The 18,538-nt window shown below is 31.2% G+C and carries 20 protein-coding genes and 1 riboswitch; of the genes, 12 read left to right on the forward strand and 8 right to left on the reverse strand.

The annotated features are described in order from the left end of the window. Nucleotides 1–99: 99 nt before the first annotated feature. The 7 genes from B5E48_RS05285 to B5E48_RS05315 all read left to right on the forward strand — a co-directional run bounded on the left by B5E48_RS05285 (nt 100) and on the right by B5E48_RS05315 (nt 7,444). Nucleotides 100–1,158 carry a hypothetical protein gene (locus B5E48_RS05285; RefSeq protein ID WP_087304335.1) on the forward strand — a complete coding sequence of 353 codons (1,059 nt, stop codon included), beginning with the start codon at nt 100–102 and terminating at the stop codon, nt 1,156–1,158. Nucleotides 1,159–1,290: 132 nt separating this feature from the next. Continuing rightward, on the forward strand, nt 1,291–1,893 hold the full coding sequence (locus tag B5E48_RS05290; protein WP_087304336.1) for a hypothetical protein: 603 nt from the start codon (nt 1,291–1,293) through the stop codon (nt 1,891–1,893). Nucleotides 1,894–1,902: 9 nt separating this feature from the next. Further along, nucleotides 1,903–2,898 (forward strand): helix-turn-helix transcriptional regulator, encoded by a 996-nt coding sequence (locus tag B5E48_RS05295; protein ID WP_087304337.1) that lies wholly within the window; start codon nt 1,903–1,905, stop codon nt 2,896–2,898. Nucleotides 2,899–2,915: 17 nt separating this feature from the next. After that, nucleotides 2,916–3,599: a response regulator transcription factor gene (locus B5E48_RS05300; RefSeq protein ID WP_340640774.1), complete on the forward strand. Its 684-nt coding sequence runs from the start codon at nt 2,916–2,918 to the stop codon at nt 3,597–3,599. Continuing rightward, a complete protein-coding gene (locus B5E48_RS05305) occupies nt 3,592–4,575 on the forward strand; it encodes a sensor histidine kinase (protein WP_087304338.1) in 984 nt (327 codons plus the stop codon). The genes B5E48_RS05300 and B5E48_RS05305 overlap by 8 nt, the downstream gene beginning before the upstream one ends. A gap of 102 nt (nt 4,576–4,677) precedes the next feature. Beyond that, the gene (locus tag B5E48_RS05310) at nt 4,678–5,436 is read left to right on the forward strand and encodes an ABC transporter ATP-binding protein (RefSeq protein ID WP_087244351.1); all 759 of its coding nucleotides are present in this window, start codon (nt 4,678–4,680) and stop codon (nt 5,434–5,436) included. Nucleotide 5,437: 1 nt separating this feature from the next. Then, a complete protein-coding gene (locus B5E48_RS05315) occupies nt 5,438–7,444 on the forward strand; it encodes an ABC transporter permease (protein WP_087304339.1) in 2,007 nt (668 codons plus the stop codon). Nucleotides 7,445–7,511: 67 nt separating this feature from the next. Here B5E48_RS05315 and B5E48_RS05320 read toward each other — a convergent pair whose 3' ends face one another. From B5E48_RS05320 to B5E48_RS05340, 5 genes are all read right to left on the reverse strand, one after another. Beyond that, nucleotides 7,512–7,859 carry a DUF2200 domain-containing protein gene (locus tag B5E48_RS05320; RefSeq protein WP_241146929.1) on the reverse strand — a complete coding sequence of 116 codons (348 nt, stop codon included), beginning with the start codon at nt 7,857–7,859 and terminating at the stop codon, nt 7,512–7,514. Continuing rightward, complete coding sequence (locus B5E48_RS05325) at nt 7,859–8,893, reverse strand: aspartate-semialdehyde dehydrogenase (protein ID WP_087296831.1); 1,035 nt, start codon at nt 8,891–8,893, stop codon at nt 7,859–7,861. The genes B5E48_RS05320 and B5E48_RS05325 overlap by 1 nt, the downstream gene beginning before the upstream one ends. A 13-nt stretch (nt 8,894–8,906) precedes the next feature. Beyond that, nucleotides 8,907–10,136: an aspartate kinase gene (locus tag B5E48_RS05330; protein ID WP_087244102.1), complete on the reverse strand. Its 1,230-nt coding sequence runs from the start codon at nt 10,134–10,136 to the stop codon at nt 8,907–8,909. A 6-nt stretch (nt 10,137–10,142) separates the two neighbouring features. Then, nucleotides 10,143–11,297, reverse strand: coding sequence for a homoserine dehydrogenase (locus B5E48_RS05335; protein ID WP_087304341.1), 1,155 nt, complete (start codon nt 11,295–11,297; stop codon nt 10,143–10,145). Nucleotides 11,298–11,532: 235 nt separating this feature from the next. Beyond that, nucleotides 11,533–12,282 carry an HAD-IIB family hydrolase gene (locus tag B5E48_RS05340; protein WP_087304342.1) on the reverse strand — a complete coding sequence of 250 codons (750 nt, stop codon included), beginning with the start codon at nt 12,280–12,282 and terminating at the stop codon, nt 11,533–11,535. A gap of 130 nt (nt 12,283–12,412) precedes the next feature. On the opposite strand from B5E48_RS05340, the gene B5E48_RS05345 reads away from it, so the two are divergent. From B5E48_RS05345 to B5E48_RS05365, 5 genes are all read left to right on the forward strand, one after another. Continuing rightward, nucleotides 12,413–13,195 carry a MerR family transcriptional regulator gene (locus tag B5E48_RS05345; protein WP_087304343.1) on the forward strand — a complete coding sequence of 261 codons (783 nt, stop codon included), beginning with the start codon at nt 12,413–12,415 and terminating at the stop codon, nt 13,193–13,195. Between the two features lie 2 nt (nt 13,196–13,197). Beyond that, complete coding sequence (locus B5E48_RS05350) at nt 13,198–14,013, forward strand: ABC transporter ATP-binding protein (protein WP_087304344.1); 816 nt, start codon at nt 13,198–13,200, stop codon at nt 14,011–14,013. Further along, nucleotides 14,010–14,741 (forward strand): ABC transporter permease, encoded by a 732-nt coding sequence (locus B5E48_RS05355; protein ID WP_087304345.1) that lies wholly within the window; start codon nt 14,010–14,012, stop codon nt 14,739–14,741. The genes B5E48_RS05350 and B5E48_RS05355 overlap by 4 nt, the downstream gene beginning before the upstream one ends. A 23-nt stretch (nt 14,742–14,764) precedes the next feature. Beyond that, a complete protein-coding gene (locus tag B5E48_RS05360; protein ID WP_087304346.1) occupies nt 14,765–15,457 on the forward strand; it encodes a GNAT family N-acetyltransferase in 693 nt (230 codons plus the stop codon). A gap of 168 nt (nt 15,458–15,625) precedes the next feature. Next, nucleotides 15,626–16,030 (forward strand): hypothetical protein, encoded by a 405-nt coding sequence (locus B5E48_RS05365; protein ID WP_087296825.1) that lies wholly within the window; start codon nt 15,626–15,628, stop codon nt 16,028–16,030. Between the two features lie 68 nt (nt 16,031–16,098). Here B5E48_RS05365 and B5E48_RS05370 read toward each other — a convergent pair whose 3' ends face one another. The 3 genes from B5E48_RS05370 to B5E48_RS05380 form a co-directional block, all read right to left on the reverse strand. Continuing rightward, nucleotides 16,099–16,788, reverse strand: coding sequence for a radical SAM protein (locus B5E48_RS05370; protein WP_087296824.1), 690 nt, complete (start codon nt 16,786–16,788; stop codon nt 16,099–16,101). Beyond that, complete coding sequence (locus B5E48_RS05375) at nt 16,734–17,333, reverse strand: ECF transporter S component family protein (RefSeq protein WP_087304347.1); 600 nt, start codon at nt 17,331–17,333, stop codon at nt 16,734–16,736. Before B5E48_RS05375 ends, B5E48_RS05370 begins: the two co-directional genes overlap by 55 nt. Before the next feature lie 62 nt (nt 17,334–17,395). Then, nucleotides 17,396–17,442, reverse strand: a riboswitch (PreQ1 riboswitch). A gap of 126 nt (nt 17,443–17,568) precedes the next feature. Continuing rightward, nucleotides 17,569–18,387, reverse strand: coding sequence for a phosphate ABC transporter substrate-binding protein (locus tag B5E48_RS05380; RefSeq protein WP_087244112.1), 819 nt, complete (start codon nt 18,385–18,387; stop codon nt 17,569–17,571). Nucleotides 18,388–18,538: the final 151 nt, after the last annotated feature.

An 18,538-nucleotide genomic window follows, 5' to 3' on the forward strand; every position in this document is an offset into this window, starting at 1 on the left:
ATTTTTATTATAAATAAATCATAAAAAATTATTTTAATATCAACTTTTGTTTTTATGTCTTCAAAATATTTGTTATAATGTAAGAGAGGATGAGTATATATGAATAGAAAATGGTATTTTTTAGAGTACGTAGGAGCTCTTATATGTGCATTTATGGCTAACATTGAATATCAATTTTCATATATGAATGGTATTCATTTATTATTGTGGATCATTTATTTTGGAGTATTTCTTTATTTTAAAGAACATATTTTGTATTGTGTGTTGAATGTTTTGATGGCTTTAAGTGTATGTCTTTCATTAATCATAGGGATAATAACGAATCCACAGCCTGTTTGTATTATCTTTGATTCTATCATGATGATATTTTTACTTGTTTTAGCCATTGTTTTGTTTATAAAAAGAAGAGCTGTCAATCCAAATAATCAAATTCTTAATGAACTGAAATATACAATACGTGATGGAAATGGAACGGTGGAACATCCTTATATTCTTGATGAAAACAGTCTACCTCCTCTATGGAAAGAGATGATTGATGAACAAAATCATAAAGTCAGTTATGCTTTAAATGGTGCAGGCCAAGAATATAAAGATTTCTCATTGAATATTGAGGATTATATTTTGGCTGGGAATAAACATAAAAAACAGGAGCTGGGTGGCTATTGGATTTATCAAAGTGATATGCCTGTGTTTAAAAATGAAGGCACATTATGGATAAAAACAGTGATTTATTTATCTTATCCTGACTGTCAATTATTATATGAATTATTGAAAGATTATAAACAGTGGCAGACCATTCAAAAAAACATTTTATCTTTATCCAAGATGTCATATGAAGAGGGGTATTCTTTATTAAGAAAACATCAGATATCCAAACAACATTGTCAAGTGTTATTCAAAGTCTTAGGTATGACAGATTATATATTGAGTTCATCCGTGATTTTAGATCTTGTTAAAAACAAGTTTCATTTATCACGATACCAAGAAGCCATGGAATATCAAGAAGGTATGCTCTATTGTGTATATTGTTTTACATATCAGGGACAATGGTTTCAATGTATTCTTGAGGATAACTGGAAAATCTATCCTATACTTTATGAACCATCTTCTTATTATGGCCAGGGTATTTATCAGTCATTTGGAAAAGATTTTGTATAAAGCAAAATCTTTTTCTATATATAAAAAAATAAAAAAAGTGTTTTAACTCCGTTTTTTAGGTGTTAAAATAGGTATAAAGTCATCTTCAAAATCATAAAATGGGTATAATGATAATACAAGGAGATGACATATATGAAAAAAACTTATCAAAAACAAGAAATGATCACTTTTGTTCAAAAGAAAAATTATGTATTAGAAATTATGAAAGATTCATCTATATTGGAGTTATTTGCCAGTTGCTTACATGAAAAAGAATTGAGTCATTTATTACATGATAAAAGACTTTATCAACAACTTTTTATAGCTGCCTTAAGACATTTATATCAGGCGCAGAATTATCAGGATATGGAAAATGATTTAATGATGATGAATAGTTTGTTTTCACATCAGGATTATTTGTTGTTGAAGGAAGATATTTTTAAAAAAATAGCTAAAAAAACAATAACATTACAAGAATATTGTGTGATCCGATATCTGATTCCTTTTGAGAATATGTCTTTTTCTCAAGTCATTTCTATTCTTGAACATCAATATCATGTAGATACACTGGATTGTGCTAAAATATGTCTATTGGAAGATGAATATCATTTAGCCTATCAATATTTATTGAAGCTAGATGACTGTCAAGATGAAGTTGTCTTAGATTTACTTTGTAGCTACAGCATGAAAGATTATCTTTCATTAATGCGTCATTACAACAGGAAGAAAAGTTATCAGCTTGTCATGAGTCATTAGGAGTCTATTATGGGAAAAAGAATGTTTTATGTACTGAAAATGATTTTACAAACGCCAAATAAAGCCATTACAGCTTTAGAAATACAGGAAGCTTTAATGAAACAGGATATGAAGATTGATATTAAAACTGTTTATTCTTGTATCAAACAAATCAATGATTTTTTTAATGGTTGGATAGGTAGAGATTTGATTATCTCTTATCATAAATTGGGTTATAGGATAGACGAAGATATATTTGAGGATGGTGAATTACAATTTCTATTAGATCAGATTGCCTTTCATCAGGATTTAAATAGAGAAGATCAGCAACATTTACAAAAGAAACTTCTCACCCTATCTTCTTTTCATCAACAAAAACGTCTCGTCTTATTTCAACCAAGTGAACGTCAGCATTCTTTTTCTCTATTTATCAATTTAACAGTTATTATGAAAGCGATTGAACATCAAAAAGCTATTTCTTTTCAATATATTGATTATGATATTCAAAATCATCACTTCATAGAGGTGGCTTCACAAAGAGGGAATAAAGATGATCAATATATTGTTTCTCCTTATTCTTTAACTTCTCAAAATAATCATTATTATATGATTGCCTATAATGAAAAACATTCCCAACAATTAACCAATTATCGTATTGATCGTATGCGTGCTATTCAGACTTTAAATAAAGGATATATCAATGTTCAGGAACAATTTGATATCCAAAATGAAATTGAAAAGATGATGAATATGTTTATATCTCATCATCGTGATACATTGGTTATTGAATGTGATTATAAACAGTTAAGAGAGATAGTATCGCGTTTTGGATTGAATATGCGAGTACAGCGTTTATATCAGGAACGCTTATTATTAACAATTGAAGATGTTTCTATTTCAGAAGGATTGATTGGCTGGATTATGATGATGCAAACTCAAATTAAAGTGATTTCTCCACAGTATCTACATGATGACATCAAGTCCCGTATAAAAGCTATGCACAACCTTTATCAAGATATGTTATAATGGAATTGGAGTGGGTGATGAAAATGCAAAAAATCATGATTGTCGAAGATGATGAAGTCATCGCTTTAGCAATTCAAAAACATTTAGAAACATGGAATTATGAAGTTGAAGTTGTGGATGATTTTGAACATGTTTTAGATCTTTATCTTCAAAAACAGCCAGAACTTATTTTATTAGATATCTCCTTACCTTTTTATAATGGATATCATTGGTGTGAACAGATTCGTAAAGTATCTTCAGTACCTATTATCTTTATTTCATCTGCCAATGAGAATATGAATATTGTCATGGCTATTTCTATGGGAGCAGATGATTTTATCACAAAACCTTTTGATTTTCATGTCTTAACAGCGAAAATTCAGGCGTTACTTCGTCGTACATATTCTTTTTCTAAATCTATGCAGGTTTTAACATATAAAGATTTGGTTTTAAATATCTTAGATGCAACTATTTCTTATCATCATCAGACTATTGAACTGACGAAAAATGAATTAAAGATTTTACAGGTTCTCTTTGAAAAATCAGAAGTCTTTGTATCACGTGATGATTTAATGATGGCATTATGGCAAAGCAATGAATTTATAGATGATAATACTCTAAGTGTAAATATGAATAGATTAAGAAAGAAATTAGATGATTTTCATATTGAACATCTTATTCAAACAAAAAAAGGATTAGGTTATAAGCTGGCTTATGAATAGATTACTGCATTATTTTTATGATAAAAAAGCTTTTTATATTCTTTATTTATCATGCATTGGTATTTTTTGTCTGATTCTTTATTTATATAATGTTTTCATTGAAGCTGTCATCTATGCGACTATTTTATGTCTGGTTTTATTGATTGTTTATTTTGCGATTGATTATTTTCTCTATTATCAAAAAACGAATAATTTAGAATCAATCTTTCAATTAGAAGATATGATTTTATTAGATTTACCACAAAGTTCTGGATATATTGAAACTCAATATCAATTATTGATTCATCAGATCCATCATTTATTAAAAGAAATGAAAGAACAACATGAAATACATAATCAGGATATGTTAGATTATTTCACTTTATGGGTTCATCAGATCAAAACACCTATTTTTGCATTAAGACTTTTAATTACATCTCAAAATGCTTCAACAAACGATATGCTTTTACAAGTTTTAAGAATTGAACAATATGTAGATATGGCTTTACATTATATGAAATTAGAACAGATTTCTTCTGATTTACGTATCAAACGTTATGATTTAAATGAGCTCATTCAAGATGTTATTAAAAAACAAGCAACTTTTTTTATTCAAAAGAAATTAACTTTAAAAATTGATCCAATAGATTTACAGGTTTTGACTGATGCCAAATGGTTGTCCTTTGTTTTGGAACAGATTTTATCCAATGCATTGAAATATACCAAAACAGGTGGCATACATATTTTTGTTGAAGATGAAGTTTTATATATTGAAGATACGGGTATTGGGATTAAACAGGAGGATTTACCAAGACTGTTTGAAAAAGGCTTTACAGGATATAATGGAAGAATGGATAAAAAAGCAAGTGGTCTAGGATTATATTTATGTGCTCGCATATTAAAATATTTAGGACATCCTATTCATATCCAGTCAACTCAAGGAGTGGGAACAACAGTGATGATTGATTTTCATGTTAAGGATTTACAAGTTGAATAAATCTTACAGAAATGTAAGTTATAACAGAGAAATTGTAAGATAAATCAATGGTACATATTTCTCTTTTTTTATAAACTATAAGTGTACAAAGGAGGAGTTAAAATGTCATTACTGGAAGTTAAAAATTTAAAGAAAATTTATACAACACGTTTTTCAAATCAACAGGTACAGGCATTATCCAATGTCACTTTTAGTGTAGAAGAAGGTGAGTATGTTGCGATTATGGGTGAATCTGGAAGTGGGAAAACAACTTTATTAAATATTCTAGCTTCATTAGATCAGCCAACCAGTGGACAGGTCTTATTAAATGGTCAAGATATTACCCATTTAAAGGAAAAAGAAATCTCACAGTTTAGAAGAAAGAATCTTGGTTTTGTATTTCAGGATTTTAATCTATTAGATACATTTTCTATCAAAGATAATATTTTCTTACCACTTGTCTTATCTAAAGAACCTTATCCTGTTATGCAACAGAAATTAAAAGCTTTAGCACCAAAACTGGGTATTGAGGATTTATTAGAGAAATATCCATATGAAATATCTGGTGGACAGAAACAAAGAGTTGCTGTTGCAAGAGCACTTATCACACATCCTCAACTTGTTCTGGCAGATGAACCTACGGGTGCCCTTGATTCAAAGTCAACGGATCAATTGTTGGAAATTTTTGATACAGTCAATCAGGAAGGGCAAACAATTTTAATGGTGACTCATAGTACCAAAGCAGCCAGCTATGCTTCAAGAGTCTTATTTATTAGAGATGGTGAAGTTTTCCATCAAATTTACAAAGGAAATCAAACGAATCAGCAAATGTATCAAAGTATTTCAGATACACTAACATTACTTGCGACAGGAGGGAAATAAAATGAAATCTTTCTTTTATCCCCGTCTGGCATTAACCAATCTCAAAAAGAATTCTAAGTTATATTTTCCATATTTATTAACAAGTTCCTTTACTGTCATGATGTTTTATTTAATTAATTATCTAGCATCACATAAAGGTTTAGAACAAATGGCAACGGGTTCAAGTACAATGCAGATCATCTTGAATTTAGGAATTATTGTGATGGTTATCTTTTCTGTCATTTTCTTATTTTATATGAATAGTTTTTTAATGAAACGTCGAAAAAAAGAAATAGCTTTATACAATATTTTAGGTTTAGAAAAGAAACACATTATGATGATGATGTTGTGTGAAACCATCATCACAACATTGATTTCATTTGTTATGGGATTTCTTTTTGGTATTATTTTTAGTCAGCTGGTTTCATTAGTATTGATTCATTTAATGGGACTATCTACAACCTTGACATTTCATATTTCATGGTCATCTTTTCTAGTTGTCGTTATTGTCTTTTTACCTATTTATTTGGCTTCTTATCTCATTCATGTGATTCAAATTCAATTATCAAACCCTATTGAATTATTAAGAGGCTCTCAAAGTGGTGAAAAAGAACCGAAGACCAAATGGCTGATGACAATTATCGGTTTGGTAACACTTGGATTAGGATATTATATTGCAGTGACGATTGATGATCCTACAACAGCGATGCTCTTATTTTTTGTAGCTGTTATCTTGGTTATTATTGGAACCTATTGTTTATTTACTGCAGGTTCTATTATAATTTTAAAACTTTTAAAGAAAAATAAGCATTTCTATTATCAGACAAAACACTTGACTTCTGTGTCTCAGTTAATTTATCGTATGAAACAAAATGCTGTAGGACTGGCAAGTATCTGTATTTTATGTACATGTATATTGGTAATGTTATCAAGTACAGTCTCACTCTATTTTGGAATTGAAGATACAATTACAGCTTATCAGCAGGATAGTTTTCAGCTTAAAGTTTATGGCTATGATGATGGAACGTTGCCAAGTGATCAGGAGTTTGCAAAGTTTTATTCACAAATGCAGACTGAATTAGAGAATCATGATATTGGTATTGATAGTTTTATTCATACCAAAAGATATTCAGTCAGTGTACGTTTTGGAAATGACCATATTTTGGCATTAGACGAATCTGGAGATTTTGTTGTGGGATATTTGGTAGGGATGACACAGGATGAATATAATCGTGCCTATCATCAAAATGTTCAATTAAGTGGTCAGAATATTTTAGTGAGCAGTAATTTCTTTGACTTTGGAGATACTTTAGACATAGATCAACAAAAATATCCAATTCAGGAAGTTGTGCATCAACCCTATTTATTACCTAATGAAAATCCTACTGCGCAAAGAAATCTGATTGTCATTATGAAAGATGAAGAAGCTATTCAAGAGATGATGTCGTATTTCTTTGGAGATACTATCCAGCCAACAGAAAATCTTTCTATTGTATATCAGGATCAGTCTCAAGAAAAAGAAGCTGAAGACATATTAAGAAAGTGTTTAGATAACTTTGTCTTAGAAACAGAGACAGAACAGGGAGGCATTTCTTTCTATCGTTCTTCATTATATGAAGTCAGAATCATGTTGATGGAATTGTATGGAAGTTTATTTTTCTTAGGTATTTTCTTAGGCATCTTATTTTTAATGGCTACAATATTAATTATGTACTATAAACAGTTATCAGAAGGTTATGAAGACCAAAAACGCTTTGAAATTATGCAAAAAGTTGGAATGAGTACAAAAGAAGTGAAACAGACTATTCGTTCTCAAGTTTTAATCTTCTTCTTTTTACCACTGATAGCTTCAGTTATTCACATGGCATTTGCTTTCCATTTGATAACTATGATGTTTAGTTATATTGTTTTGAGTGGAACAGAGGTGTTTATTACATGTACAATCATCTCAGTCATTATTGTGGCGATTGTTTATGCGATTGTCTATGTCTTTACATCAAGAACATATTATCGTATTGTTAAGAATTAATAGAAGATGAATGAATGTTCATCTTCTTTTTTTGAATAAAAAAAGAAGTGAAACAAAATTCACTTCGTTATTTTCTTAATATTTTATCTAAGCTTTTTCCTTTCGCCAGCTCATCTATCAATTTATCAAGATAGCGCATGTTTTGCATCATAGGATCTTCAATGGTTTCTAGTTTAACACCACAGATACTTCCTTTGATTAAAAATCTTTTTTCATTCAAACTTGGAGCCTGAAGAAAGACATGTTCATAGTCTATAGGTGTTTTTAACATTGCGTGAATCTGATCTTGAGAATAGCCTGTTAACCATTGAATGACTGTATCAACTTCTTCTTGGTTACGTCCTTTTTTCAATGCTTTTTGAAGCAGTAAAGAATAGATTTGAGAAAAGGGCATCTGGAAGATTTTATGATTCATTATAACAATCCCATCTCTATCATCTTTAAGCCAATATCAACAGAGTTGTAAGCAGCACCTTTCATAAGCTGATCAGCCACAATCCATAAGCTTAAAGCATGATCATTATCTAAATCTCGACGGACACGCCCTACATGGACAAGTTCATCACCAATAAATAGAGTTGCCATAGGATAAATCTGATTTTCAATATCATCATAGAGTTCAACACCATGAGAATTTGATAATAATTCAAAGACTTTATCCATATCAATTGGTTTTTTTGTTTCGATATAAACAGATTCACTATGTCCTCTTAATACGGGAACACGGACACAAGTGGCATTAACTTTAATATCTTTATTAAAGATTTTCTTTGTTTCATTCACCATTTTCATTTCCTCTTTTGTAAAATGATTATCTAAATCAAATTTATCCACTTGAGGAATACAGTTGAAAGCAATTGGATAATGTTTTTTATCAGAAGCACAAGGCAATGTTTTGGCAACAGGTTCTTGACCATCTAAAACTTCCTGTGACTGACGATATAATTCTTCCATTCCAGCAACACCAGCACCTGAAACAGCCTGATAAGTTGACACAATAATTCTTTCAATATCAAAATATTCATTTAAACGATTTAAAGCACTGACCATCTGAATCGTTGTACAGTTTGGATTAGCAATAATCCCTTTATGTTCTTTTAATGCATAGGCATTGACTTCTGGAACAACTAATGGAACATCAGGATCCATTCTAAAATGAGAAGTATTATCAATATTGATACAACCAGCTTGAACAGCATAAGGCATATATTTTTCAGAAATACTTCCACCAGCACTCCAGAAAGCAACGTCAATACCTTCAAATGAATTTTCAGTTAATTCTTCAACAACAAATTCATGACCTTCATATTCAATCACTTTTCCAGCACTTCTTGAAGAAGCTAATAATTTTAAACTTTCAAATGGGAAGTGAAACTGAAAAATACATCTTAACATTTCTCTACCCACTGCACCAGTAGCTCCTACAATTGCAACTTTATATTTTTTCATTTTTATAGTCCTCCTAACCTAAGAATGCTTCATGTAATAAAACCTGTGCTCTTTTGACATCATCTCGATCAATATAACAAGAAATATTAATTTCACTACAAGAAGTCATTTCCACATTAATATCATGACTCATGAGTGTATTATAAACTTTCTGGAACATACCTTTATTATTTTTAATACCTACACCAATGACAGCCACTTTTCCAATATTTCCTCGCACAATCGTTTTTTTAGCCTGCAATGTTTCTTTTAAATCATTAATGACTTCAACGACAGCAGGAACATCTTTATCATTAATGATTAAAGAAATATCCATTCTACCACCACCGACTAATGCCTGACTGAAGACATTGACATTGACATTAGCATCAGCAATTTTTTCAAAGAGTTCACCAGCACCATTGACTTTGGCATCAACACCAACGAGAGTAATTCTCGCTTCATTTTGTGAACCAGTAATTCCAGATATAATGAATTGATTTAAATGATCTTTCATAATTTTTTCATCTCCTAACACATATGTTCCTTGACTTTCATCGAAAGAACTTCTTGCATGAATCACAATATCATGTTTGGCAGCCAATTGTACACAACGATGGTTGAGAACTTTAGCGCCATTTTTAGAAAGTTCCAGCATTTCTGAATAACTGATATAATTTAATTTCATCGCATCAGGAACAATACGAGGATCAGCTGTATAAATACCGTTAACATCACTATATATTTCAACTTCATTGGCATCTATCGCAACACCAATAGCAACAGCAGATAAGTCACTGCCACCACGACCTAAAGTGGTAATTTTTCCATTTTGAGAATATCCCTGAAATCCTGGACAAATCACAATATCAGCATTTTTAAGTTTATCTAAAATATGTTTTCCCTCTACGGTTGTAATCGTTGCATTTTGATGATGTGAATCTGTCAAAATACCCAGTTCTCCGTTTGTTACCGTATCTACAACATAGCCTTTTTTAGCCAGTTCACTTTTAACAACAAGTGTTGAAATCGTTTCTCCAATACTTGTTAAACGATCAATTTCTTCATCTGTCAATTGATCTGTATGAACAATGGATAGAAGGGTATCTGTTGCATAGGGATCATCATAGCGCCCCATCGCACTGACCACAGCAACAACTTTGTTGCCTTTATCGTGTTCACGAATAATATTTTTATACATATGTTCACGTGTTTCAATACTACGTGTTGAGGTTCCACCAAATTTTTGAACAATTATTTTCATGTTATTTTAACCCCTTACTTTCAATAAATTATAGGTTTCATCTTGAAGTTGTTGTTTTAACTCATTCAGTTCAATAGGATTTGTAATGTAGATATGATCATGATCTTGAGAATAATACATTTCATAGTCAATATCTAGAGGATGATCACATCTGATATAATATTTAGAATATGTAATTGGATAAATCTCTTCTACATATTGATATTGATGTTGCCACAACGTTGGTTGATGTGTTTTGATGATATCACTCACAACAGCACTGGCAGTGACATAACGCCCAGCACCTTTACCATAGAAAATCACATTTTCTAAATAATTACAAGTGATTTCTACTACATTATATGCTTGATTCACATTCGCAACAATGTCTTTTATACCAATTAAGGTAGGAGAAACATCAATTCCATAACCATGATCGAGTTTCTTAGCCTGTGCAATCAACTTAATACGGTATCCTAATTTTTTAGCATAGTCTATATCTTTCTTTGTGACACTACGAATACCTGTACATTGAATCTTATTGAAATCAAAGAAAATCTCAAAAGCATTCATAGTTAAAATACAAATCTTATGTGCAGCATCAATCCCATCTAAATCCAAGCTGGCATCGGCTTCTACATATCCTAAGCCATCAGCTATTGTGAGAGCTTCCTGAAAATCCAAATTATCTGTTTCCATTAATGTTAAAATGAAATTTGTTGTTCCATTTAAAATACCTTCGATTTTCTCAATCTCATTAGCAATTAAATCTTCTTTAGCTGGAACAACGACAGGAATACCACCACCCACAGCAGCTTCATAATAGATTTTAGCATGATATTTGGCTGCAGTTTCAAAGATTTCCTGACCATCATGTGCAATCAATGCTTTGTTTGCAGTGACAACATGTTTTCCTTTTTTTAAGGCTTCTAAAATGATTGTTTTAGCAATTGTTGTTCCACCAATTAATTCTACCACAACATCAACTTCATCATCATTTAAAACATCATGAAAATCTTGGGTATAGATGATACCATCTGGTAAAGTCACTTCGTTTAAGGCACAGCCATATTTAACTGTCACTTCTTCATGAATGTGCTTTTCTAATCTTTCTTTTTGTTGTGTTAAGATTTCTACAACGCCAAACCCAACAGTTCCTAGACCAATAACACCAATTTTCATATGATACCCCCTCTAAATAAAAAATCTCATTCTTCATGAGATATGGTTTTCTTTGACAACAATCTAGACACTCTCATATGATCGGCTATGATATATTCATGTTTATAAATCCGCATGAAAATGTCCTCCTTTGTTATTGCATTGATAATATCATTTTTGTATACATTTGTCAATTTATGAATAAATAATTTTGAAATAAGCGAAAAAAGATGCTTTATTTTTATTAAAAATAAAATTATTTTTCAATATCTAAAATACACTTGGACAATTGTGAAACAATTGTCTTGGCATGTTTTTGAACTGGTAAGGGAGCATAATCAAAAGAATAACTATGTTGAATGGCATCTAACATAGGTAAATCATTATAGTTATCTCCAATTCCATAAACATGATCATGTGATAAGTGGAAATATTTTTCAATGATTTGTATACCTTTTCCCTTTGAACAGCCTTTCATTGCTAAATCTATATGTTGATTATTTTGAAAAGCTTCAATTTGATGGCCGTATTTGTCTATAATGAGATGTGTCATCTTTTGAGCCAGGTCTAATTCATGATCTTGATAGTGAAATGAAAAAGCCTGAATATGTGTAAAAGGAAGTTCGTTGAAAGAATGAATTTCATGATCAAAAATATGATCTTGAAATTTTGTATTAAGATGATATGTCACATCATTATGAACAATCGACATATTTTGTTTGCCGGTAAATTCATAGATGTCTTTAACTAAAGATATAGGAATCTGACTTTCAAAAATAGGTTCATAGTCCTTATTTAAAATGAGTCCCCCACTTAATAAAATAAAAAAATCATACTGAATATCATAAGGTTTTGAAGGACGTAAAATACCACTCAAACTTCGCCCAGAACAAATACCAAACAGATGTCCATGTTTTTGAAATTCATGAATGGCTTTGACATCTTCATCTTTCATATGATCTTCAAACCATAATGTATTATCAAAATCACTAGCAAGTAATTTCATATTTTCACCCCAAATCTTATTATAGGGGAATTCATATTGAAATACAAAGAGATTATACATATATTTTTGACAAAAATGCTTGTTTGTGACGTAACGTTATGAATTATAATAAAAGCAGGAGGGATGGAAAATGAATAATCACAAATATATGACAGTTGGAGAACTCGCAAAGAAGATGGGAACAACTGTTCGCACATTACAGTTTTATGATCAAAAAGGATTGTTACATCCTAGCAGTGAAAGTGAAGGAGGCCGACGTCTTTATACTTATCAGGATATGATTTTACTTCATCAGATTCAATCTTTAAAATCATTAGGTTTTACTTTAGATGATATTAAAAATAGAATAGAAGTTTTAGATACACCTCAAAAAGTAGAACATGCCCTTCATCAACAGGAAGTCATGATTGAAGAAAAAATCAAACAGCTTCAAAATACATTATCAGCCATTAAAGCCTTAAAGGTTGAAGTCAATCAAATGCAAACAGTTGATTTTAAAAAATATGCAGATATCATTGTGAATCTTCAAATGGATAATGAGTATTATTGGTTAATTAAACATTTTGATAATGAAACATTGGAACATATTCGTCAACAGTTTGATAAAGATAGTGGTCAGGAATTTATTCAACGATTTCATCAGCTCAATGAAGACATCTTAAAGCTGAAGGCAAAACATCTTCCTCCAGAAGATGAACAGGTCCAGCAGATGACTGGTCAGTTTTGGAATTTGATTATGGAATTTACGCAAGGGGATATGAGTTTATTACCACGTTTAATGAAATTTGATCATTTAACTGATGCACAAAATCAGGAATGGATTCAAAAACAAAATGAAGTCAATGATTATTTGAAACCGGCATTAGAAATTTATTTTCAAAAATTAGGATACAATCCATTTGAGGGGGAATGATGATGGATACGATTATGCACGTTTCACATTTGAAAAAGAAATATCAGACACTTGAGGTTTTAAAAGATGTCAGTTTTGATGTGAAAAAAGGGGAAATCTTTGGCATATTAGGAATGAATGGTGCTGGAAAAACAACAATCTTAGAATGTCTGGAAGGATTTTTAAAATATGATGTGGGGCAGATTGAAATTCATGGTCAAATAGGCATTCAGCTTCAATCTTCAGCTTTACCTGCTTATATGAAAGTGAAAGAAGCTATGAAGTTGTTTTCAAAATGGAAGCATGCACAGTTAGATGAAGATATAGTCAAGGCATTAGGTATTGAAGAAATAGCTGATCAGACATATAGCGAACTTTCGACAGGACAGCAACGTCGTCTTCATCTGGCACTGGCTTTGATGGGACATCCTGATCTGCTTTTTCTAGATGAACCAACTGCAGGATTAGATGTCGCTGGACGAAAAGCCCTGCATGAAAATATTATCCAATGTCAAAAACAGGGAATGACGGTTGTTTTGACGAGTCATGATATGAATGAAGTGGAAAGCTTATGTGATCGTATTGGGATATTAAGGCAAGGAAAAATGGCTTTTATAGGAACAGTAGAAGAATTAGTGAAACAACTTGGACGATATTATTATATTAAGGTCAATAGTCAAGAAGGAGAAGAAGTTTATACGACACAACATATTCAACAGACATTGATGCAAATCTGTCAGGACTATCAAAATCAAAATCTTGATATTTTAGATATGACAGTCAATCGTGGGACTTTGGAACAGCACTTTTTAGAAGTCGCAAGGAGAAATGAAATATGAAAGCATTAGGTTATGGGATTTATTTACAATGGAAAATGGATATCCGTTCTCGTTCACTATTAATCACATGTTATTTAGTGCCATTACTCTTTTTCTTAATGATGGGCAGTGTTTTTACATCCATCATGCCTGAGTCTCAAGAAACATTGATGGCATCTATGACAGTCATGGGTGTTTCGATGGGGGCATATATTGGTTTACCACCATCTATTGCTGAAATTTATGGAACAGATATTAAGAAAATGTATATGGCCAATCATATACCTGAATATTTTGCAGTTTTGTCTTTATTTTTATCAGCATTTATTCATTTAATGATGATGAGCAGTCTGATTTATATTTTATCTCCTCTTCTTTTTGATGCAACATGTCCTATTCATCCAGTTTTATATTTTGTGATGTTGATATTATTTGTTTTGGTATCATTAAGTATAGCCTGTATTTTAGGATTGGCAGTTCATAATCAGGCCAAGCTGACTATGATCAGTCAAATCATCTTTTTACCATCCATCATTTTATCTGGTATTATGTTTCCTGTTTCTTTATTACCTTCTTTTTTAGAAACCATTGGAAAACTTTGTCCAGCTACATGGGGTTATCTATTACTGATTGAACAACCTATACAATTATCAAATGTCTATATTTTATGTATGATATTGATTGTTGCTTTAGTGATTTGTTATGCATTATTAAGATCAATTCGTTCTTCCTTTCGTCATCTGCCATGATATAATCAATACAGGAGGGTAGAATGATGATATTAGATTCAATTGATGATATTGATTTTATTGAGCCATTACGTTTAAATATGACAGATGTTTTCTATCATGAAGATGATGGCTTGATTATGCTGGAAAGAGAAAGTCAGTCCATCATGATTTCTATGACTGATATAGACAAGTTCAAAAGATTATGGAGTCAATGCCATTTAGATCAATATCAATTATATAATGTCAAACAAAAAGAAGTTGTTGATTTACTGATCAATGAATATCATAAAAAAGATTATTTTGCCTGTTATCAGGCAGTTTATATGGCAACTCAGCCAATAGAATTCACAATCCCTGATCATGTTTCTATACGTGTGTTGACTCAGGATTATCTTGATGATGTTTATCATATTTATCATCATATGAGTGATCGAGATTATATAAAAGATCGTATTGAAAAGAAAGCATTATGGGGATTGTTTCATGATGGCCAGTTAGCTGGATTTATTGGTATGCATCGAGAAGGAAGCATGGGCATTTTAGAAATCAAAAAAGAATATCAAAGACGAGGTTATGGTTCTTTGTTGGAAAGCTATTTGATGAATGAATTACTGAAACAAAAGAAAGTCCCTTATTGTCAGGTTGTCGTAGGAAACGAGGCATCATTAGCTTTACAAAGAAAATTAAATATGACTTTATCAACAACTTATTCTTATTGGGTATTTGATGAATAGAGTATTGACTTACCTGATATGAGTCAATGGAATAGGGATGCATGTGCATCCTTTTTTTAGAACCAAAATATTGGAATTGTATATTCACAGGTTTTTCATATCTTTTTTATATAATATATATAATAAAAGTCTATTATATTTTCAAAGATAAGTAAGGAGCTCATCAATATGAAAAAGAAAACAAAAGGCATTATATTCATGATAGTTGTTGTGATAGCACTCATTGTTATATTTTGTAATCAGCCAGTTGAAGTTAATAGAGAAATTCGTCATAATACAATCCATAAAAGAGAAGATATTCGATTGGTTATGGATAAGGCACTTGCCAATATGGATCAAGATGGTATAACAGTAACAGATGTCTATTATGATGGAATGGAAAGTCAGACATTTGAAAAGAATCTGATTCATGATGGGTATCAGGATGCTATAGTTGTTTATTTAGATTTTCATACAGGCTTTTTTCAGGCACCACCTGAATTTGGGAAAAATGCATCTGTGTCAGGATATAGATATGAATGTGTTCAAAATTCTCAAGGTGAATGGGTATTTTTTGGAAACGGATATAGATAAATATTGTGATGGGTATAAAAAAATGTACGATGTATGTGTCGTACATTTTTTTGTATATTTCAATTGTATTAGTCTCCTACACCAAAATCAGTAGGATCACATAAAAAGTCATAGCGTGGATCATCTTGTAAATAGGCATAGTTTTGCATAAACCATTGAATTAAAGATTCATCTCTTTTGATAGGTGTTGAATTATTACGATAAATATTGATTGTTCCATAATCGAAATGATGAGTTAAAATATCCATATCTTTTTGAATCATTTCTTTTGTTTGTCCTTGAATACCAACCATCAGGCAAGGTGAATCAAAATATTTTTTTAATTCCTCAATGCTTGAAAAAGTCGCATTCTTATTGAGAACACGATTTCTAAAATCATCATCAAAAGATTCAACACCAATTTTTACAATCATATCAATACCAAAGAAATCTCTGATTTCCTGAATACGTTGATGATAAATCCAGTGACTTTCTACAAAGAGTGTGTGAATATTTTTATCATGAATAATTTGTTTAATCAGTGATAGTGTTGCTTGAGGTAATTCAAAAATACTAGCAGAGTCAATGATTTCTAAAACACCATATTCACCAGTGACATGACTTAAAACGTCCTGATTGATTTTGATCATTTCTTCTGTACATGTAGAATTATCTTCAATATAATCACAAAATGTGCATTTTGACCAGGCACATGGTCTGGCTTTTAAAAGAACGATTTCTCTTTTGTGCTTGTTTTCAATGCGGCTGTATCTTTCCATGCTACCCCCCATTTCTCATAAAGATGTCCTCTTTCAATAATCGCCTTTGTCAGACATACGGCAAAGAATTTATCCAAGTAATCAGTAAAAACTTGAACAAGCAAGATACTGAATACTAATGGTAATCCTAAGTGATGAAAGACAACGACAAAAGTGCTGCTGGCACCAGAAGTGATTCCGTTAAATAAACCAGCTGTAATGCAGGCACTCAATAATGATGTTGGAATACCAACTAATAATGAACCAATAGGTGTACGCCATCCCTTGAGCCATTTGCCATGATAGAGTAATCCAGCAAAGAAGCCTGTGAACAGTTGCACAGGAGCATAATAGAAGGAATACATATCAAAAGTGATTCCACTCGTTATACTTCCTAATACACCCGTTAACATGGCATATTTAGGACCTAAAAGTCCGGCCACCAATATGGTTCCAATAGAATCCATATAAAATGGAATAGAGAGTGTCATAGCAATGAATGCTCCCATAACATTGAAAACAATCCCCATGACAATAACCATTTGCATTTTTGTTTTCTTTTTCATATTTCATTTTCCTTTCTTCTAAAAAACAGTTAGAAGCCAGAAAAGAGATGGTGAGCCATCTCTTTTCCTTAGTTTTTTATACTGGGTTTGGCTCTCGAACCAGTGTATGAACTATATTTAGTATATAAAAGATAAATAAAAGTGTCAATATCATAACTACCTCTTTTATTAATGACAAAATAAAAAAAGAGAGTTTTATCTTCAATATTGAAAATAAGACTCTCTTATTGATTCTTTATTCAACGACAGGAACAAGACCAACAGCACGTATGATTTTTTGTCCGTCTTCACTTTGAATGAATTGGAAAAGATGTTGAATATTTTCATTTTGTTGGTTGATAGCTCCTCTAGTTGCCATCACAAATGGTCTTTGTAAAGAATATTGTCCATTTTGAATTGTTTCTTCACTGGCTTGAACACCATCAATAGATAGTGGTTTTACTGTTTCATCAATAACATCTAATGATACATAACCAATAGCTCCAGGAATAGACTGGACTTTTGCAATGATTGGACCGGTTTCATTGACTTCATTGGCATATTGACATTGTTCTTCAATATTCAATATTTCTTCAAAAGCACTACGTGTTCCAGAACCAGACTCACGCCCAATCACAACAATAGGAAGATCTTCTCCTCCAACTTCTTTCCAGTTACGAATTTTTCCTTTATAAATATCTATTAACTGTTGAGTTGTTAAGTTATCGACTTTATTTTGTGTATCTGTCACAATCACAATCGCATCAATAGCTACAATATTTTCTGTTAAACCTTTTTCTTTTTCAGCATCTTTGAGATAACGAGAAGAATTACCAATATCAGCAGTTCCATTGAGAACAGCTTCAATCCCAGCACTTGAACCAGTGAACTGTGGTTCTAGTGATAATTCTGGATAATTTTCTTCAATGCCTTCTTTAATAGCATTGATCATTTTCTCCATAGATGTTGAACCATTTAAACTGATTTTTTGTGTTTCTATATCAGCATTGGCTGAAAATCCAAGAAATGCTAAACAAACCATAAAGACTATAACTAATATTCCAAACTTTTTCATTATTGATTCCATCCTTTATTTTTAATCACTCATACTTTAACAAATTTCTTGTAAACTATCGTTAATATTACATATATATTATGTTAAGTTTATGTAAAGTTTTAACACAAACTTAAAAAAATATTTACATTGAAGCCAAAGAAAGAACTTT

It is taken from the genome of Massilimicrobiota sp. An105 (genome assembly GCF_002161155.1).
Classification (GTDB): domain Bacteria; phylum Bacillota_I; class Bacilli_A; order Erysipelotrichales; family Coprobacillaceae; genus Allocoprobacillus; species Allocoprobacillus merdigallinarum.

What these genes read in the sequence shown, in the direction of transcription:
- B5E48_RS05285 (WP_087304335.1), top strand. Translation starts at nt 100, where the DNA reads ATGAATAGAAAATGGTATTTTTTAGAGTACGTAGGAGCTCTTATATGT.
- B5E48_RS05290 (WP_087304336.1), top strand. Translation starts at nt 1,291, where the DNA reads ATGAAAAAAACTTATCAAAAACAAGAAATGATCACTTTTGTTCAAAAG.
- B5E48_RS05295 (WP_087304337.1), top strand. Translation starts at nt 1,903, where the DNA reads ATGGGAAAAAGAATGTTTTATGTACTGAAAATGATTTTACAAACGCCA.
- B5E48_RS05300 (WP_340640774.1), top strand. Translation starts at nt 2,916, where the DNA reads ATGAAAATGCAAAAAATCATGATTGTCGAAGATGATGAAGTCATCGCT.
- B5E48_RS05305 (WP_087304338.1), top strand. Translation starts at nt 3,592, where the DNA reads ATGAATAGATTACTGCATTATTTTTATGATAAAAAAGCTTTTTATATT.
- B5E48_RS05310 (WP_087244351.1), top strand. Translation starts at nt 4,678, where the DNA reads ATGTCATTACTGGAAGTTAAAAATTTAAAGAAAATTTATACAACACGT.
- B5E48_RS05315 (WP_087304339.1), top strand. Translation starts at nt 5,438, where the DNA reads ATGAAATCTTTCTTTTATCCCCGTCTGGCATTAACCAATCTCAAAAAG.
- B5E48_RS05320 (WP_241146929.1), bottom strand. Translation starts at nt 7,859, where the DNA reads ATGAATCATAAAATCTTCCAGATGCCCTTTTCTCAAATCTATTCTTTA.
- B5E48_RS05325 (WP_087296831.1), bottom strand. Translation starts at nt 8,893, where the DNA reads ATGAAAAAATATAAAGTTGCAATTGTAGGAGCTACTGGTGCAGTGGGT.
- B5E48_RS05330 (WP_087244102.1), bottom strand. Translation starts at nt 10,136, where the DNA reads ATGAAAATAATTGTTCAAAAATTTGGTGGAACCTCAACACGTAGTATT.
- B5E48_RS05335 (WP_087304341.1), bottom strand. Translation starts at nt 11,297, where the DNA reads ATGAAAATTGGTGTTATTGGTCTAGGAACTGTTGGGTTTGGCGTTGTA.
- B5E48_RS05340 (WP_087304342.1), bottom strand. Translation starts at nt 12,282, where the DNA reads ATGAAATTACTTGCTAGTGATTTTGATAATACATTATGGTTTGAAGAT.
- B5E48_RS05345 (WP_087304343.1), top strand. Translation starts at nt 12,413, where the DNA reads ATGAATAATCACAAATATATGACAGTTGGAGAACTCGCAAAGAAGATG.
- B5E48_RS05350 (WP_087304344.1), top strand. Translation starts at nt 13,198, where the DNA reads ATGGATACGATTATGCACGTTTCACATTTGAAAAAGAAATATCAGACA.
- B5E48_RS05355 (WP_087304345.1), top strand. Translation starts at nt 14,010, where the DNA reads ATGAAAGCATTAGGTTATGGGATTTATTTACAATGGAAAATGGATATC.
- B5E48_RS05360 (WP_087304346.1), top strand. Translation starts at nt 14,765, where the DNA reads ATGATGATATTAGATTCAATTGATGATATTGATTTTATTGAGCCATTA.
- B5E48_RS05365 (WP_087296825.1), top strand. Translation starts at nt 15,626, where the DNA reads ATGAAAAAGAAAACAAAAGGCATTATATTCATGATAGTTGTTGTGATA.
- B5E48_RS05370 (WP_087296824.1), bottom strand. Translation starts at nt 16,788, where the DNA reads ATGGAAAGATACAGCCGCATTGAAAACAAGCACAAAAGAGAAATCGTT.
- B5E48_RS05375 (WP_087304347.1), bottom strand. Translation starts at nt 17,333, where the DNA reads ATGAAAAAGAAAACAAAAATGCAAATGGTTATTGTCATGGGGATTGTT.
- B5E48_RS05380 (WP_087244112.1), bottom strand. Translation starts at nt 18,387, where the DNA reads ATGAAAAAGTTTGGAATATTAGTTATAGTCTTTATGGTTTGTTTAGCA.